Raw genomic sequence first — 16,627 nt, forward strand, 5'->3', positions numbered from 1 at the left:
CGTGCCGATATCGGGTGCTAAAATCGCCGCCTGACAGAACGGACAGATCCCATCGAATGATTTACGAAACTGTGGCGGCCGTCGATCTTGGATCGAACAGCTTCCGGTTGCAGGTCGGGCGCGTGGTCGACGACCAGATTTACCCGCTGGACTCGCTCAAGGAGCCGGTACGTCTGGCCTCCGGGTTGACTGAAGACAAGCTGCTCGATGCGCCTTCGCAGGAGCGCGCGCTGAGCGCCTTGCGCCGTTTTGGCGAGCGTCTGCGCGGTCTCGATCGCGGCGCGGTGCGCGCCGTGGCCACCAACACCCTGCGGGTGGCCAAGAACGTTGGCGAGTTTCTGCCCCATGCGGAAGAAGCCCTGGGCTTTCCGATCGAAGTCATCGCCGGCCGCGAGGAAGCCCGCCTGATTTACATCGGTGCCTCGCATTCCTTGCCGAGCGCCAACCACAAGCGTCTGGTCGTTGATATCGGCGGCGGTTCGACCGAATTCATCATCGGCAAGCGCCACGACCCGCAACTCATGGAATCGCTTTACATGGGCTGCGTCAGCTTCACGCTCAAGTATTTCCCCGGCGGACGCATCGACAAGCGGCGCTTGCGCGAGGCGCAGGCGGCGGCAGCCAAGGAAATCGAACTGATCGCCCACGATTTCCAGAAACTGGGCTGGAAGGAGGCTGTAGGCTCCTCCGGTTCGGCGCGGGCGATCGCCGACATCCTGGAAATGAACGAGTTGAACCCCGGCAACGTCGGCGGGATCACCCGGGAAGGTCTGGAGCGTTTGTGCGCCCTGCTGGTCAAGGCCGGTTCGGCCGAAAATCTCGACCTCAAGGGGGTCAGGGGCGACCGGATGCCGGTTCTGCCTGGCGGGATCGCGATCATGGCGGCGATCTTCGAGGAACTCGACATCGAATGCATGACCTACGCCGACGGTGCGCTACGTCTTGGCGTCCTCTACGATCTGCTCGGGCGTTTCCATCAGCACGACATGCGCGATGCGACCGTCGCCCACTTCCGCAAACGTTACCAGGTGGAGCGCGACCAGGTGGAGCGGGTCGAGGCGGTCGCGCTGTCGGCATTGACCCAGCTATCCGGCGGCGCGCCCGGGGAGGCGGACATCCAGTACCTGTCCTGGGCCTGTCGCTTGCACGAGATTGGCATCTCCGTGGCGCACAACGCCTATCACAAGCACGGTGCCTATATCCTGACTTATGCCGACATGCCGGGTTTTTCCAAGAAAGACCAGGCGCGCCTGGCGCTGCTGGTGCTCGGGCATCGCGGCAAGCTGGAGAAACTGGCCGAGGTGCCGGCTGTGGATGGGGTATGGCGCCTGATCTTCTGCCTGCGGCTGGCAGTCGCGCTGCATCGTACCCGCGATGATCGACAGCTACCGGCCTGGCGGGTGGCAAGTACCGAGCGCGGTTTCATGCTGTCTCTGCCTGGCAAATGGCTGGCGAAAAATCCCTGGACTGCGGCGGCGCTGGCTGAAGAGTCGCTGATCTGGAAGCAGATCGGCCGTGAGTGCGTGGTGCGTGCGCTCGACTGAAACGGCTCAGCCGGCGACGATGTGCTGGGCGATGCGTCGCTTGAGATCGGCCGGGTCGTCGTCGAAGTGGTCGTAATGCATCAAGGAGAGGCCGAAGACGCAGGCGTAGAGCAGCAGGCTGCGGCTTTTGGCGCTGGCTTCCGTCATTCCCGAAGCAACGAACAGGCGGCGGGTACATTCCAGCCGGTACAGGTCGACAGCCTCGACGACGGCCGCGGCGCGGCTGTCGTGACGGGCCCAGTCGCGGACGGCGAGTTCGATCGACATGCCCTTGCGATTGCGGTTGGCGCCGTACAGTTCGATCGCGTAATGGAGCTGTTCCAGTTCCTGCCCGGCTTGCACGGCCGTGGTCTTCTCGATGTCGCGAATCCGTCCCTCGCGCCAGCGTTCAAGCACGGCGTCGAGCAGCGCTTGACGATCCCTGAAGTGCCAGTAGAAACTCCCCTTGGTGACACCGCAGCGTTTTGCTAGGACTTCCACCCGCAAACCGGCGATGCCCTCCTTGGCGAGGACATCGGTGGCGACATCGATCCAGCGTTCCGGGTCGAGTTGGGTGCGGCCGCTAACCGCCTTGCGACTGGCACGAAGACCTTGGCTCTTGATCGGGGGCTTGACAGCTTGATTTTCCATACGCTACCGTATGCTTTTCCATACGACACAGTATGGGAATTGTCCGGTTTGCCAAGTCGTCTGTCAAACGGCGAAGATCAATAAAAATACTGACCGAAGTAAATAGGAGAAAACAGTGAAAATTCTTGTTCCCGTCAAACGGGTGGTGGATTACAACGTCAAGGTGCGGGTCAAGGCCGACGGTAGCGGCGTCGATCTGGCCAACGTCAAGATGAGCATGAACCCCTTCGACGAAATCGCCGTCGAAGAAGCGGTGCGGCTCAAGGAGGCCGGCATTGCGACCGAAGTCGTTGCCGTTTCCTGCGGTCCTGCCGCCTGCCAGGAAACCTTGCGCACCGCGATGGCCATCGGTGCCGACCGCGGCATCCTGGTCGAGACCGACGTCGAACTGCAGCCGCTGGCCGTCGCCAAGTTGCTGAAAGCCCTCTGCGATCGCGAGCTGCCGCAGCTAGTTGTCTGCGGCAAGCAGGCGATTGACGACGATGCCAACCAGACCGGCCAGATGCTGGCTGCGTTGAGCGGCTGGCCACAGGCGACCTTCGCTTCCAAGGTGGTGATTGCCGACGGCAAGGCGACGGTGACTCGCGAAATCGATGGCGGCCTGGAAACCCTGCAGTTGTCGCTGCCGGCGGTGGTGACCACCGATCTGCGTCTGAACGAGCCGCGCTACGCGACCCTGCCCAACATCATGAAGGCGAAGAAGAAGCCGCTCGATACGGTCAAGCCGGACGCCCTTGGCGTAGACGTGGCGCCGCGCCTGAAAACCCTGAAGGTCGTCGAGCCGGCGAAGCGCTCGGCCGGTGTCAAGGTTGCCGACGTGGCCGACCTGGTCAATAAACTCAAGAACGAAGCAAAGGTGATCTGAGATGACGATTCTTGTTATTGCCGAACATGATCAGCAAACGATAAAGTCCGCCACCCTGAACACCGTGGCCGCCGCCGTCAAGATCGGTGGCGAGGTTCATCTGCTGGTTGCTGGTAGTGCCTGCTCGGGCGCTGCAGCACAAGCTGCCGCGCTGCAAGGCGTGGCCAAGGTGCTGGTGGCTGATGCTGCGCAGTATGCAAGCCAGACGGCGGAAAATCTGGCAGCGCTGGTGGTGGCCAATGCTTCTGCCTACACCCACATCCTGGCGCCGGCGACCACCTTCGGCAAGAACCTGTTGCCGCGGGTTGCTGCCTTGCTCGATGTGGCGCAAATCTCTGAAATCACCGCGGTGGAGTCGGCCGATACCTTCGTCCGTCCGATCTATGCCGGCAATGCGATGGCGACGGTGCAAAGCCAGGATCCGGTCAAGGTGATCACCGTTCGTACGACGGCATTCGACCCGGTCGCTACCGGTGCGGCTGCTCCCGTGGAAAGTCTGGCGCTTGCGGCGGACACGGGCCTGACGGTGCTACAGGGGCGCGAATTGACCAAGTCCGAGCGTCCTGAACTGGGGGCGGCAAAGATCATCGTTTCCGGTGGTCGCGGTCTGGGTAGCGGCGAAAACTATCACCGCCTGCTTGAGCCGCTCGCCGACAAGCTCGGTGCCGCGCTCGGCGCCAGCCGGGCAGCGGTCGACGCGGGGTTCGTTCCGAACGACTATCAGGTTGGTCAGACCGGCAAGGTGGTTGCGCCGCAGCTCTATGTTGCCGTTGGTATTTCCGGTGCCATCCAGCATCTGGCTGGCATGAAGGATTCCAAGGTGATCGTTGCGATCAACAAGGATCCGGACGCGCCGATCTTCCAGGTGGCGGATTACGGTCTGGTGGCCGATTTGTTCGAAACAATTCCGCAACTCGAGAACGCTCTCGGCTAAAATGATTCGGTGAATCTCACCGACGACCTGTTGGGCGAAACGTGGTACTGGGTGGCTTGGCTTGCCTGGCTGCCGCTTTTCGCCCGCAGCATCTGGCGAGCCCCCTGGAAGCGCTTGGCGGCCTCCGAACAGTCCAATTTATGGCTCGGCATGATCGTATTGCTGATGCTGGTCTGGAGCTTGAAGGCCGGGGTAAAGCCGGGACTGGCGCTGCATCTGCTCGGGGCAAACATTTTTACCCTGGCTTTCGGGCCGCATCTGGCTTTTGTCGGGCTTTCCCTGGTGGTCCTGGGGGTCACGCTCAACGGTGGGGCGGGTGTCTTTGCTTACGGGGTCAATGCCCTGTTGCTGGCGGGCTTCAGTGTACTCGTCAGTAGTCAGCTGTTCCGCTGTCTGTCCAGTATCCTGCCCAAGCATTTTTTTGTGTACATTTTCGTCAATGCCTTTGTCTCCTCAGGCCTTGTCATCATGAGCGTCGGCTTGGCTTCCAGCGTATTGCTCGGCCTGTCTGGCGCTTATTCGTGGGCCTTTCTTTTCGAGGAGCATTTTCCTTACTACCTGCTTTTGGCATTTTCGGAGTCCTGGCTGTCGGGTATGGTAGTGACACTATTTGTGGTTTACAGGCCGCAATGGGTGGCGTCTTTTGACGATTCGAGCTATCTTTCTGGCAAATAGTTGATACAATCCGATTATTTGATCGTCATCTGGGGGCATTGTTGAAACAGCAGGGATTTCGAATAGCGCTAGGCTTGCTGTGCTTTGTCGTACATGGCGGCGCGATGGCGATTGGACTGGGCGAACTGCGTGGTCAGCCCGCGCTGGGCAATCGCCTGGAATTGTCAATCAGCATCCTGGGGCAGGAAAAGGAAGGGCTGGATGCCAGTTGCTTCCGTCTGGTCCGGCCGGGTGGCGGTGACGAGTTGCCGTGGCTGAAGCAGGCGGACTTGCGTGTCGTGCCGGGCAAACCGTCGCAACTGAAGATAACTTCGCATCAGGTCCTGCGTGACCCGGTGGTGCGGCTCGCTGTGCATCTGGCTTGTGGCCACGAGGTATTCCGGGAGTACACCATTCTGGCTTCGCCCAGCATGGATGCCCGCCAGGAGTCTGTCGTCAGTCCGGCGGCTGTCCAGGAAAAACCGCCGGTATCGGTACGGCGGGCGGCCAAGCCTGCGGCGAGCGCGCCGTCGCGTCAGGTTGCGCGCGGCGAGCTTGCCCCGTCACTGGCCGCTAGTCCGAAAGATGTGGTGCGACCGGCGGGTGATCAGCTTCTGGTTTCTGCGGCAGATGTCGGGGGCGATCTTCCGTTGCGCGTCTCACCCCTGTTGCGCGAGCAGTCGGCGCCGCCCAGCGATACCCAGCGTGAAATGCTGCGTCTCGAGTTTCGCATGCTGCAGGCCTTGCATGAGCAGGCGGGTGGGCAGCTCGAAATGGCTGAAAAGTTGCGCGCCATGGAGGGGGCTCTGGCGGAACTCCAGGGGCGGGCACTGTCGTTGACCGAAAGTGCTTCCGACAACAAGGCTGCCGCGCCGGCACCGGTTTCGCCGGCGCCGGTCGGAAACAAGCCGGTTGAAGAAGATTCGGGCTGGTGGTTTTATGGTCTGTTGCTCGGTGTTGTGCTGGTGCTTGGTGGGTGGCTTTTCTTCAGAAGTCGGCAGGGGCGTCGGGCGCAGGAGGAAATATTCCCCAATGCCGCGCCCGAACAGCTGATTGATGCGCCGCGTAAAGGAGAAGTTGACGACAGCAAGCGCAAGGTTGATCTGCCGCTTGATGCACCGGTTGCCGGCGCCGCCCAGAAAGTTGACGTGGAGCTGGCAGGGGGCGTTGCTGCCCCGCTTGCTTCGGAAAAACCTCAGCCGCGTCCATTGCCTGGCGACTCCGTTCTTTCCATCAATGCAACGACGCTCGACGAGCATTTCGAGGCCAATCCAGTCATGGAACTGGCTGACATCATGCTTTCCTTTGGTCGGGTCAAGGGCGCTGCCCAGGCCTTGCAGGAATACATCGACAACAATCCCCAGGAAGCCTTGCAGCCCTGGATACGATTGATGGACGTGTATCGCATGGCTGGCATGCGCGAGGAGTTCGAAGCGGTTGCTCGCAACCTGAACCAGCATTTCAATGTCGAGGTGCAGTCCTGGGATGAGGGCAAGGATGCCGCTGACGTTGATCTCATGCTCGATGGCGACGGCGGGCTTCCGGCGGCAGGGATGACGGTTCGCGCGCAGGCTCTGGAAGACATGCCGAGGATCATCAGCGGTGTCGTCAAGATGTGGGATGGCGAAGACGTTGTTGGCTATCTGTACGAGCTATTGCGCGATAACCGGGGCGGCCAGCGACAGGGTTTTTCCTTGCCTGTTGTCGAGGATATCCTGTTCCTGATTGAGCTCAAGGAAACGTCAAACCGCATGGAAAAGGAAGGCGCTCGGGGCCTCTGAGGCTGGCGCTGATGCCCCCAAAAACCGGCAGTCGATGCTTTTTTTTTTTGCCCGGATTTTCCAAAATTCTCTCTTTTAACTGTTTTGTGGTCCGGTATTAGCTGTTATCATAGCCGGCTTTCCACCTTGCCCTACCGTTACGCATGACGGAGGGTTTATCCCAAAAGGAGTATGCATGCGCCACTACGAAATCTGCTTCATCGTCCATCCGGACCAGAGCGAACAAGTGCCCGGCATGGTCGAGCGCTACCGTTCCATCGTTACCACCAAGGGTGGTACGGTGCACCGTCTGGAAGACTGGGGTCGTCGCCAACTGGCCTATCCGATCCAGAAAATTCACAAGGCTCACTACGTGCTGATGAACATCGAGTGCGACGGTGAGACCCTCGCCGAGCTTGAGCATTCCTTCCGCTTCAACGATGCCGTTCTGCGCCATCTGACCGTGAAGATGAAGGCCGCCGTGACTTCTCCTTCGCCGATGATGAAGGAAGAGAAGTCGAAGTCGCTGCTCGCCGGCGAAGCTGAAGCGGTTGTCGAAGCCGCTGCCTGATCGCGGATTGCACGGGGAATAGCGTACTGAATCAGATCACCCTGTCCGGTTGCCTGGTCGAGCGCAAGCGTTTGCGCTACACACCGAGCGGAATTCCGGTCAGCGAAGCCAGGATAAGCCACCAATCGACGCTGACCGAAAACGGTAGCGAAAGACAGGTGGAAGTCGAAATGGCAGTTGTCGCTCTGGGTGATACAGCACGCTGGCTGGAAGCCGCACCGCTCGGCAGCAGCATCGGAATCCACGGATTCCTGGCTGCCCGGGGCAGGAACAGCAGAACCGCCGTGCTACACGCCAACACTATCGAATATTTGGAAGGAAACGAAAATGGCACGATTCTTCAAGAAGAAGATTGATGACAAGAAAAAGCGCCGCGGCAACAGCCTGTTCAAGCGTCGCAAGTTCTGCCGCTTCACCGCGGAAAAGGTCGAACAGATCGACTACAAGGATGTTGATGTCCTCAAGGAATACATCCAGGAAAACGCCAAGATCATGCCGGCTCGCCTGACCGGCACCAAGGCCGGCTATCAGCGCCAGCTGGGCACCGCGATCAAGCGCGCCCGCTTCCTGGCCCTGCTGCCTTACACCGACAACCATCAATAATCATCGGGGAGACGAAACATGCAAATCATTCTGCTCGAAAAGGTTGTCAACCTCGGTAATCTGGGTGACGTGGTCAAGGTCAAGGATGGCTATGCCCGTAACTTCCTGATCCCGCAACGCATGGCCAAGCGTGCCACGCCGGCCGCCATGGCTGAATTCGAAGCGCGTCGCGCCGAACTGGAAAAGGCTGCCGCCGAGAAGCTGGCTGCCGCCCAGGGCGTCGCCGACAAGATGAACGGTACCGCTGTCTCGGTCGCCCGCAAGGCCGGCATGGACGGTCGTCTGTTCGGTTCGGTCGGCAATGCTGACATCGCCGACGCCCTCAAGGCTGCCGGTTTCGATGTCGACAAGGCTGCCGTCCGCATGCCGGAAGGTCCGCTCAAGGCGATTGGCGAATTCCCGATCGACGTCGCGTTGCACACCGACGTCGTGGCCAACATCACGGTTGCCGTGGTTGCCGAGTAAGACGCTTTAACTTACGCTTCAAGGCCTCGCAATTGCGAGGCCTTTTTAATTTGCAGAACACCATGAACCAGCGACAGAACAAGTCCCGGACCGCCGATCCCGTACTCGATACCTTGCGCGTCCCGCCGCATTCGATCGAGGCGGAACAGTCGATCCTTGGTGGCCTGCTGCTCGACAACAACGCCTGGGACCGCATCGGCGATCAGGTCGCCGAGAGTGATTTCTATCGTGACGAACACCGGCGGATTTTCCGGCAGATCCGCAACCTGCTCGAGAAGGCGAAGCCGGCCGATGTGGTGACGGTCGCCGAAGCGCTGGATGCCGCCGGCGAAAACGACCAGACCGGCGGACTGGCCTACCTCGGCGAGCTGGCGGCGAACACGCCGTCGGCCGCCAACATCCGGCGTTACGCGGAAATTGTCCGTGAGCGCGCGGTGCTCCGGCAACTGGTGGCGACGGCCGACGAAATCGCGTCCGATGCGTTGAATCCATTGGGCCGGGATGCGGCCTCCCTGCTCGATGAAGCCGAGTCGAAAATCTTCAAGATCGCCGAAGCCGGCGCCGGCCATGCCGAAGGTTTCGTGCATATCAATCCGTTGCTGACTCAGGTTGTCGAGCGCATCCAGGAACTGCACGATCGCGACAATCCTTCCGACATCACCGGCGTGCCGACGGGTTTCCTCGATCTCGACCAGAAGACCTCGGGTTTCCAGCCGGGCGACCTGATCATCGTCGCTGGTCGCCCGTCGATGGGGAAAACGGCTTTCGCACTCAATATCGCCGAGAACGTCGCAGTCGATAGTGGCCTGCCGGTCGGCGTGTTTTCCATGGAAATGGGCGGGGCGCAGCTGGCGATGCGGATGCTGGCGTCGATCGGGCGCCTCAATTCGCAAAGCCTGCGTACCGGGCGGATGAGCGACGACGAGTGGTCGCGCCTGTCGTTTGCCCTCGGCAAACTGCACGAAGCGCCGATCTACATCGACGAAACCGGCGGTCTCAGTCCGGCCAACCTGCGTGCCCGGGCGCGTCGCCTGGCGCGCCAGTACGGTGGCAAGCTCGGCCTGCTGGTGATCGACTACATCCAGCTGATGAGCGGCAACAAGGCGGGCGAGAACCGGGCCACCGAAGTCTCGGAAATTTCCCGCTCGATCAAATCGCTGGCCAAGGAGCTACAGGTGCCGATCGTCGCCCTGTCGCAGCTGTCGCGGAAGGTCGAGGAACGTACCGACAAGCGGCCGATGATGTCCGACTTGCGCGAATCCGGCGCCATCGAACAGGATGCCGACGTGATCCTGATGATGTACCGGGACGAATACTACAAGCCAGATTCGCCGGACAAGGGCCTGGCCGAAGTGATCATCGGCAAGCAGCGTAATGGTCCCACCGGCACCGTGCGCCTCGCCTTCCTCGGCGAATACACCCGCTTTGAAAACCTCGCGTCGGGCGGCTTCCAGGACGCACGAGACTAAGTTCGAGGTTTCGGCGCCAGCCAAAACCTCGCGTCAGGCGGTTTCCAGGACGCACGAGACTAAGTTCGAGGTTTCGGCGCGAGCCAAAACCTCGCGTCGGGCGGCTTCCAGGACGCACGGGACTAAGTTCGAGGTTTCGGCGCGAGCCAAAACCTCGCGTCGGGCGGCTTCCAGGACGCACGGGACTAAGTTCGAGGTTTCGGCGCGAGCCAAAACCTCGCGTCGGGCGGCTTCCAGGACGCACGGGACTAAGTTCGAGGTTTCGGCGCCAGCCAAAACCTCGCGTCGCGCGGGGCGGAGGAATTGCCGCCCGGATTTTTTACAGCACGATCTGGCGGGCGCTGATGCGGATGGAGGTGTTGTTCGGGTTGAGCACGTCGATATTCTGTGCGCCGACTCGAAGTTGTGGAAGGATGAAGTGCGGCAAGGCATGCGACAGGCCGGTCAGTTGCAGATCGTTGCCGGAATGGAATCCTGCCCAGTTCATTTCCCAGACGCCAAACAGGACCCGGCGCAGCGATGCCAGCTGGCCGCTGCCGTCCTGGAGCGCTTCATAGGCGACCGCCCGCCGGACGTCGCTGGGGTCGGCTGGAATCCAGCCATAGCCGGGTAGATAGAACTCGGCCCGGACATGCTGGGCGCGCGTGGCGTCGTCGCTGCGCAGGCCAAGCGAGGGGAAGAGCCGGGAGCGGCCGATCCGGATGCCATAGACGCAGCGGGCCGGGATGCCGATCGAACGGCAGACGGCGACGAACAGGCCGTTGATGTCGGCGGAGCGGCCGCCGTACTGCCCGGAAATCAATTGGCGATGGACCTCGCCGTTGCCGCAGCCGGGCAGCGTCGGGTCGTAGATGGCGTTTTCGCAGATCCAGTCATAGATGGCCTTTACCTGCGCCAGGGGATCCTTGATCCGTCCGACGATCCGTTCACCCAGTTGGCGGGCCAGGCCGTCATTCGGAATCAGCGTGCTCGCCTGCAGGTTATGGCGCAGGATGTCGTCGCGTTCGGGCGGGACGCTGCGCCGGGTGATGTCGAAGTGCCGGTCGGCCGTGCTGACTTGCGTGACGAGACGCAAGGAGGCGTTGCTGGCGTCGTTCCATTCGCAACGCAGTACCTCCAGTTCGCCTTCGGGTTTGCGCTGCAGGCTGACATTGCGGGCATCGGTTTGCCAGTTATGGCCGAGCAGTCGCTGGTGCAGACTGTCCCGGCTTGAGGGCAGGGGCAGCCAGAGGTTGGCATTTTGTCCCGGGGCGCGCAAGCTCAGCGTCGTGACGATTTCATAGGTCTGCCAATCGCTGGGGGCTTCCTGGGCGCGAACCGGCGGCAGGCGCGAGGTCGAGGTGCCTTCCGGGGAGGCATCGATCAACGGGGTGGCGGCGCTATGTACGGCGGGACGCGATGTTTCGGTGAAATTGGAGCGTGCGGAACGGGGGCTTTTCTTCTTGCTGGATTTGCGCGAGGCTTTTTTCGTAGTGGTCTTTTTCTGGGCCTTTTTCTTTGCAGCAAGGGCGTCGCCGGTAAAGAGCGAGAACAGTGCGGATGCGGCCAGAAAGTCTCTGCGTTTCAAGGCGAACCTCGGGAAAAAATCAAGCTTGAAATGAAAAGGCCGTGTCAGACACGGCCTTGCCAAAGTGCCGCCGACTATAGCACGTCGGCTGCGTGATCAGCCAGACGCGAGCGTTCGCCTCTTTGTAACGTGATGTGACCGGAATGCGGCCAGCCCTTGAAGCGGTCGACGACGTAGGTCAGGCCGGAGCTGCCTTCGGTCAGGTAGGGCGTGTCGATCTGCGCGATGTTGCCCAGACAGACCACCTTGGTGCCGGGGCCGGCGCGGGTGACCAAGGTTTTCATCTGCTTCGGCGTCAGGTTCTGCGCTTCGTCGATGATCAGGTACTTCTTCAGGAAGGTACGGCCGCGCATGAAGTTGAGCGACTTGACCTTGATCTTCGAACGGATGATGTCGTGCGTCGCCGCCTTGCCCCAGTCGCCACCATAGGGGCTGCTGTCGTCGGTGTTGGTCAGGACCTCGAGGTTGTCTTCCAGGGCGCCCATCCACGGCGCCATTTTCTCTTCCTCGCTGCCCGGCAGGAAGCCGATGTCCTCGCCGACCGGGACGGTGACGCGGGTCATGATGATTTCGGCGAACTGCTTGCTTTCCAGCGTCTGGGTCAGGCCGGCGGCCAGTGTCAGCAGCGTCTTGCCGGTGCCGGCCTGGCCGAGCAGGGTGACGAAGTCGATGTCCGGATTCATCAGCAGGTTGAGGGCGAAATTCTGCTCGCGGTTGCGGGCTGTGATACCCCAGACCGCATTCTTCGGGTGGGTGTAGTCGACCAGGGTTTCCAGCACCGCACTCTTGCCCGCGGTTTCCTTGACGATGGCGGCGAAACCGTCCTTCTCCAGCCAGACGAATTCATTGACCAGCAGTTGCGGGCAGAGCGGGCCATTGACCCGGTAATAGGTCTTCGTTTCCTTCTTCCACGACTCCATGCCCTTGCCGTGCTTGTCCCAGAAGTTGTCGGGCAGGGCGCGGGTGCCGGCGTAGAGGATGTCGGTGTCCTCGAGCACCTTGTCGTTGAAGTAATCCTCGGCCAGCAGGTTGAGCGCCCGCGACTTGATGCGCATGTTGATGTCTTTCGACACCAGGATCACCGGGCGCTTGGGGAATTTCTTCTGGAGGTGGATGACGACCGACAGAATCTGGTTGTCCACCTTGGAAGTCGGCAGGCCTTGCGGCAGCTCGGTGCTGATCGCTTCAGTCTGCAGGTAGAGGCGGCCGCTCGCCAGCTTGGCCGACGGTCCGTAAAGATCGATTCCCTCGTCGATATCGACGTCGTCGTGGGCCAGCATTTCGTCCAGCATGCGCGAGGCCTGGCGGGCGTTGCGGGCGATTTCCGACATCCCCTTCTTGTGGTTGTCGAGCTCTTCCAGGGTCATGATCGGCAGGAAGATGTCATGCTCCTCGAAGCGGAACAGACAGCTCGGATCGTGCATCAGGACATTGGTGTCGAGCACGAAGATCTTGGTCATTGCGGGCTTCTTGGCGGCGGGTTGGCGCGGCATGGGGGTCTCGCGGGGACGGTTGGGAATCAGAGGGTTTTGACGAAGTCGAGTACTTCCTGGGCGTGGCCGGCGACCTTGACGCCGCGCCACTCGCGGCGCAGCACGCCATTGCGGTCGATGACGAAGGTGCTGCGCTCGATGCCGCGGCATTGCTTGCCGTACATCATCTTCTGCTTGATTACGCTGAACAGTTTGCAGACGGCCTCGTCGGCGTCGGAGCCGAGTTCAAACGGAAAGGACTGCTTGGCCTTGAAGTTCTCGTGTGACTTCAGGCTGTCGCGGGAAACGCCGAGGACGACCGCGTCGGCGGCGACGAACTGGGCGTGCAGGTCGCGGAAGTTCTGGCCTTCCGTGGTGCAGCCGGGGGTGCTGTCCTTGGGGTAGAAGTAGATGACGACGATGCGGCCGGCCTGGTCGGCGAGCCGGAAGCTGGTGCCGCTGGTGGCGGGCAGGGCGAAGTCGGGGACCGGGGTGTCGAGCATGGTGGCTTCCTGTGGTTGTTTTGGGCCATTGTGTTCGGAGCCCGCTGGCCCGGTCAAGCCTTTGTTATACACTGGCGGCCATGGGAAAACTGCCTGCCTGCCTGCTTTTCTGCCTGGGTCTCGCGGCCTGCGGCGAGTCGTGGAACACGCCTTATCCGGCCGCCGATGCCGGTCGCGAAATCCTCTACACGGCCTTTACCGACCGCCCCAAGCATCTCGATCCCGCCCAGTCCTACACCGAGGACGAGGCCGCCTTCACCGGCCAGATCTACGAACCGCCGCTGCAGTATCACTACCTGCGCCGCCCCTATCAGCTGATCCCGGCGACCGTTGAAGCGGTGCCACATCCGCGCTACCTGGCGGCCGACGGCAGCCGCCTGCCGGACGATGCGCCGGACGCGACGATCGCCGAAAGCGTCTATGAGCTGACCCTGCAGCCGGGCATCCGTTACCAGCCGCATCCGGCTTTCGCGCTCGACGCCGCCGGCCAGCCGCGTTTCCTCGGCGCCGAGGCGGCGGCCGGTCGGCAGGGCATCGCCGATTTTCCGGCGACCGCCAGCCGCGAGCTGACTGCCGACGACTACATCTACCAGATCAAGCGCCTCGCCCATCCGCGCCTGCATTCGCCGATCTACGGCATGATGGCCGACAAGATCGTCGGCCTGCGCGAACTCGGCGAGCGCCTGCGGGCGGCGGCCAAGGCGCAGCCCGAAGAAGCCTGGCTCGACCTTGACGCCTACCCCCTGAGCGGCGTCGAACGCGTCGATGCGCGCACCTGGCGCATCCGTATCCGCGGCAAGTATCCGCAGTTTTCGTACTGGCTGGCGATGCCCTTCTTCGCGCCGGTGCCGCGCGAGGTCGATCGCTTCTACGCCCAACCCGGGATGCGCGAGAAGAACCTGACGCTCGACTGGTGGCCGGTCGGCACTGGCCCCTACATGCTGACCGAGAACGACCCCAATCGGCGCATGGTGCTGACCCGTAACCCGAATTTCCGCGGCGAAACCTATCCCTGCGACGGCGAAGCGGAAGACGCCGGCGCCGGCCTGCTTGCCGATTGCGGCAAGCGCATGCCCTTCATCGAGCAGGCGGTATTCACCCGCGAGAAGGAGGCGATACCCTACTGGAACAAATTCCTGCAAGGCTATTACGACGCCTCCGGGATTTCCTCCGACAGCTTCGACCAGGCGGTCCGCGTCAACGTCGGCGGCGACGTCGCGCTGTCCGACGAGATGCGCGACAAGGGCATTCGTTTGCTCACCTCGGTGCGCCCGTCGACCTTCTACATGGGATTCAATCTGCAGGACCCGGTGGTCGGCGGGCTCGGCGAAAAGGCGGCCAAGTTGCGCCAGGCGGTATCGATCGCCATCGACCAGGAAGAGTTCATCTCGATTTTCCAGAACGGGCGCGGCATCGCCGCCCAGGGGCCGCTGCCGCCCGGCATCTTCGGCTATGAAGCGGGTGAGGCGGGAATCAACCGCGTCGTCTATGACTGGATCGACGGCCAGGCGCGGCGCAAGTCGGCCGCCGTCGCCAAACAACTGCTCGCCGAAGCCGGTTACCCGAATGGCCGCGACGCGAAAACCGGCGAGCCGCTGGTTCTCAACCTCGACACCACCGGCGGCGGGATGGGCGAGAAATCGCGCCTCGACTGGTTGACCCGGCAATTCGCCAAGATCGACGTACAACTGGTGGTGCGCGCCACCGACTTCAACCGCTTCCAGGACAAGCTGCGGCGCGGCGCCGTGCAGTTGTATTACCTGGGCTGGAACGCCGACTACCCCGATCCGGAGAACTTCATGTTCCTGCTGCACGGCCAGGAAGCGCGCCTCAAGGGCGGCGAGAACTCGTCGAATTACGAGAATCCGGAATACGACAGCCTGTTCCAGCAGATGAAGAACATGGATAACTCGCCCGAGCGCCTGGCCATCATCCGGCGCATGAACGACATCCTGCGCCACGACGCGCCCTGGGTCTTCGGGCAGCACCCCAAGAGCTACACGTTGACGCACCGCTGGCTGAAGAACCGCAAGCCGAGCGATGTCGGCAACAACACGCTGAAGTACCAACGGATCGACGCTATCGATCGGGCGCTGGCGCGGCGCGAGTGGAATGCGCCGGTGCGCTGGCCGTTGCTGGTGGCGTTCGGCGTGCTGCTGCTGGCGGTGGTGCCGGCCTGGATCGGTTATCGACGGCGCGAGCGGGCGGCGGTCAGGTCGGCCGATTGACGGCGGCGATTTCCTGCGGGTGATCGACGATGCGGTCGGCGCCCCAGGCCTCGATCGGGTGCTCGACGCCGAGGTAGCCCCAGCGCACGGCAATCGTCGCGCAGCCGGCGGCCTGGCCGGCGATGACATCGCGCTGGTCGTCGCCGACGTAGACGGTGGCGGCCGGTGCCACCCCGAGCAGTTCGCAGGCGTGCAGCAGGGGGAGCGGCGATGGCTTGGCGGCGGCCGTCGTGTCGCCGCTGACGACGCAGGTGGTGCGCGGCGCCAGGCCGAGCAGGCGGACCAACGGGTCGGTGTAGCGCATCCGCTTGTTGGTGACGATGCCCCAGCGGATGCCGTGCGTTTCGAGTTCGTCGAGCAAGGCGGCAATGCCGTCGAAGAGCCGCGTTTCCTCGCACAGGCGGGTTTCGTAGTGGGCGAGGAAGCGTGCCGCGAAGGCGGCATAGTCCGGGTGCTCGGGACTCATGCCGAAGCTCTTGTACAACATGCCGCGCACGCCTTGCGAAGTGAATGGACGCAGGTCGGCGAGCGCTTTCGGCGATAAGCCTTCCTCGACCAGCAGCCGATTGACGCAGGCGGCGAGGTCGGGCGCGGTGTCGGCGAGCGTGCCGTCGAGGTCGAAAAGAACAGCCTCAGGCATTGCGCTGGGCGCGCAGCAGATAATTGACGCTGGTGTCGCGGCCGAGGCTGTATTCCCGGGTCAGCGGGTTGTAGCTCATGCCGAGGATTTCCTGCGGTTCCAGGTTGCCCATCTTGGCCCAGCGGCTGAGTTCCGACGGCTTGATGAACTTGGCGTAGTCGTGGGTGCCCTTGGGCAGCAGCTTGAGCAGGTACTCGGCGCCGATCACCGCGAACAGGTAGGCCTTCGGGTTGCGGTTGAGCGTCGAGAAGAACACCTGGCCGCCGGGTTTGACCAGGCGGGCGCAGGCGGTGATGGTGCTAGACGGATTGGGCACGTGTTCGAGCATTTCCAGGCAGGTGACCGTGTCGAAGGCGCCGGGCATCTGTTCGGCCAACTCCTCGGCGGAAATCTGCCGGTAATCGACCTTCTGCCCGCTCTCCAGCAGGTGCAGGCGGGCGACGCCGAGTGGCTTTTCCGAGAGGTCGATGCCGGTGACCTCGGCGCCCAGGGCTGCCATGCCTTCCGAGAGCAGGCCGCCGCCGCAGCCGACATCGAGCACCCGCTTGCCGCGCAATCCGACGCAGCGGTCGATCCAGCCCAGGCGCAGGGGGTTGATGTCGTGCAAAGGTTTGAATTCGCTATTCGGGTCCCACCAGCGGTGGGCCAGATCGCCAAATTTTTGCAATTCGCTGGGGTCGGCGTTGAGCATGGTCGTTTTCGCAAGGCTGAAAAAGAAAAGG

The 16,627-nt window shown here is 62.2% G+C and carries 18 protein-coding genes; 12 read left to right on the forward strand and 6 right to left on the reverse strand.

What is annotated here, in order from left to right:
• Nucleotides 1-56 precede the first annotated feature (56 nt).
• Nucleotides 57-1,544 (forward strand): exopolyphosphatase, encoded by a 1,488-nt coding sequence (gene ppx / locus ACE3OV_RS14910; protein WP_374328205.1) that lies wholly within the window; start codon nucleotides 57-59, stop codon nucleotides 1,542-1,544.
• A gap of 6 nt (nucleotides 1,545-1,550) precedes the next feature.
• Here ppx and ACE3OV_RS14915 read toward each other — a convergent pair whose 3' ends face one another.
• Entirely contained in the window at nucleotides 1,551-2,174 is a 624-nt protein-coding gene (locus tag ACE3OV_RS14915) for a TetR/AcrR family transcriptional regulator (protein ID WP_374328207.1), read from the reverse strand.
• 115 nt (nucleotides 2,175-2,289) lie between these two features.
• On the opposite strand from ACE3OV_RS14915, the gene ACE3OV_RS14920 reads away from it, so the two are divergent.
• From ACE3OV_RS14920 to dnaB, 9 genes are all read left to right on the forward strand, one after another.
• Nucleotides 2,290-3,039 carry an electron transfer flavoprotein subunit beta/FixA family protein gene (locus ACE3OV_RS14920; protein ID WP_374328208.1) on the forward strand — a complete coding sequence of 250 codons (750 nt, stop codon included), beginning with the start codon at nucleotides 2,290-2,292 and terminating at the stop codon, nucleotides 3,037-3,039.
• 1 nt (nucleotide 3,040) lies between these two features.
• The gene (locus ACE3OV_RS14925; RefSeq protein WP_374328210.1) at nucleotides 3,041-3,973 is read left to right on the forward strand and encodes an electron transfer flavoprotein subunit alpha/FixB family protein; all 933 of its coding nucleotides are present in this window, start codon (nucleotides 3,041-3,043) and stop codon (nucleotides 3,971-3,973) included.
• Between the two features lie 9 nt (nucleotides 3,974-3,982).
• Nucleotides 3,983-4,648 carry an energy-coupling factor ABC transporter permease gene (locus tag ACE3OV_RS14930; RefSeq protein WP_374328211.1) on the forward strand — a complete coding sequence of 222 codons (666 nt, stop codon included), beginning with the start codon at nucleotides 3,983-3,985 and terminating at the stop codon, nucleotides 4,646-4,648.
• 104 nt (nucleotides 4,649-4,752) lie between these two features.
• Entirely contained in the window at nucleotides 4,753-6,408 is a 1,656-nt protein-coding gene (locus tag ACE3OV_RS14935) for a FimV family protein (protein WP_374328212.1), read from the forward strand.
• Nucleotides 6,409-6,583: 175 nt separating this feature from the next.
• The gene (gene rpsF, locus ACE3OV_RS14940) at nucleotides 6,584-6,958 is read left to right on the forward strand and encodes a 30S ribosomal protein S6 (RefSeq protein ID WP_374328213.1); all 375 of its coding nucleotides are present in this window, start codon (nucleotides 6,584-6,586) and stop codon (nucleotides 6,956-6,958) included.
• Between the two features lie 35 nt (nucleotides 6,959-6,993).
• The gene (priB, locus tag ACE3OV_RS14945; RefSeq protein WP_374328360.1) at nucleotides 6,994-7,314 is read left to right on the forward strand and encodes a primosomal replication protein N; all 321 of its coding nucleotides are present in this window, start codon (nucleotides 6,994-6,996) and stop codon (nucleotides 7,312-7,314) included.
• Nucleotides 7,286-7,561: a 30S ribosomal protein S18 gene (gene rpsR / locus ACE3OV_RS14950; protein WP_028995326.1), complete on the forward strand. Its 276-nt coding sequence runs from the start codon at nucleotides 7,286-7,288 to the stop codon at nucleotides 7,559-7,561. The genes priB and rpsR overlap by 29 nt, the downstream gene beginning before the upstream one ends.
• Before the next feature lie 18 nt (nucleotides 7,562-7,579).
• Entirely contained in the window at nucleotides 7,580-8,026 is a 447-nt protein-coding gene (gene rplI / locus ACE3OV_RS14955) for a 50S ribosomal protein L9 (RefSeq protein WP_374328215.1), read from the forward strand.
• A 62-nt stretch (nucleotides 8,027-8,088) separates the two neighbouring features.
• Nucleotides 8,089-9,495, forward strand: a complete 1,407-nt coding sequence (dnaB, locus tag ACE3OV_RS14960; protein WP_374328216.1) for a replicative DNA helicase — start codon at nucleotides 8,089-8,091, stop codon at nucleotides 9,493-9,495.
• 319 nt (nucleotides 9,496-9,814) lie between these two features.
• On the opposite strand, the gene ACE3OV_RS14965 is transcribed toward dnaB, so the two are convergent.
• Nucleotides 9,815-10,861, reverse strand: coding sequence for a transglutaminase-like domain-containing protein (locus ACE3OV_RS14965; RefSeq protein ID WP_374328217.1), 1,047 nt, complete (start codon nucleotides 10,859-10,861; stop codon nucleotides 9,815-9,817).
• Between the two features lie 40 nt (nucleotides 10,862-10,901).
• On the opposite strand from ACE3OV_RS14965, the gene ACE3OV_RS14970 reads away from it, so the two are divergent.
• On the forward strand, nucleotides 10,902-11,096 hold the full coding sequence (locus ACE3OV_RS14970) for a hypothetical protein (protein WP_374328219.1): 195 nt from the start codon (nucleotides 10,902-10,904) through the stop codon (nucleotides 11,094-11,096).
• Nucleotides 11,097-11,136: 40 nt separating this feature from the next.
• On the opposite strand, the gene ACE3OV_RS14975 is transcribed toward ACE3OV_RS14970, so the two are convergent.
• Together ACE3OV_RS14975 and ACE3OV_RS14980 are read right to left on the reverse strand one after the other, a co-directional pair.
• Entirely contained in the window at nucleotides 11,137-12,555 is a 1,419-nt protein-coding gene (locus ACE3OV_RS14975) for a PhoH family protein (RefSeq protein ID WP_374328220.1), read from the reverse strand.
• 26 nt (nucleotides 12,556-12,581) lie between these two features.
• Nucleotides 12,582-13,037 carry a peroxiredoxin gene (locus tag ACE3OV_RS14980; protein ID WP_374328222.1) on the reverse strand — a complete coding sequence of 152 codons (456 nt, stop codon included), beginning with the start codon at nucleotides 13,035-13,037 and terminating at the stop codon, nucleotides 12,582-12,584.
• An 80-nt stretch (nucleotides 13,038-13,117) separates the two neighbouring features.
• Between ACE3OV_RS14980 and ACE3OV_RS14985 the strand changes: the two genes are divergently transcribed.
• Nucleotides 13,118-15,265: an ABC transporter substrate-binding protein gene (locus tag ACE3OV_RS14985; RefSeq protein WP_374328224.1), complete on the forward strand. Its 2,148-nt coding sequence runs from the start codon at nucleotides 13,118-13,120 to the stop codon at nucleotides 15,263-15,265.
• On the opposite strand, the gene gph is transcribed toward ACE3OV_RS14985, so the two are convergent.
• Both gph and ubiG read right to left on the reverse strand, forming a co-directional pair.
• Nucleotides 15,249-15,905, reverse strand: a complete 657-nt coding sequence (gph, locus tag ACE3OV_RS14990; protein ID WP_374328225.1) for a phosphoglycolate phosphatase — start codon at nucleotides 15,903-15,905, stop codon at nucleotides 15,249-15,251. The two genes, ACE3OV_RS14985 and gph, sit on opposite strands and share 17 nt — an antisense overlap.
• Complete coding sequence (gene ubiG, locus ACE3OV_RS14995) at nucleotides 15,898-16,596, reverse strand: bifunctional 2-polyprenyl-6-hydroxyphenol methylase/3-demethylubiquinol 3-O-methyltransferase UbiG (protein WP_374328227.1); 699 nt, start codon at nucleotides 16,594-16,596, stop codon at nucleotides 15,898-15,900. Before ubiG ends, gph begins: the two co-directional genes overlap by 8 nt.
• Between the last annotated feature and the right edge of the window lie 31 nt (nucleotides 16,597-16,627).

This window comes from Azonexus sp. (assembly GCF_041909095.1).
In the GTDB taxonomy this organism is placed as follows: Bacteria; Pseudomonadota; Gammaproteobacteria; order Burkholderiales; family Rhodocyclaceae; genus Azonexus.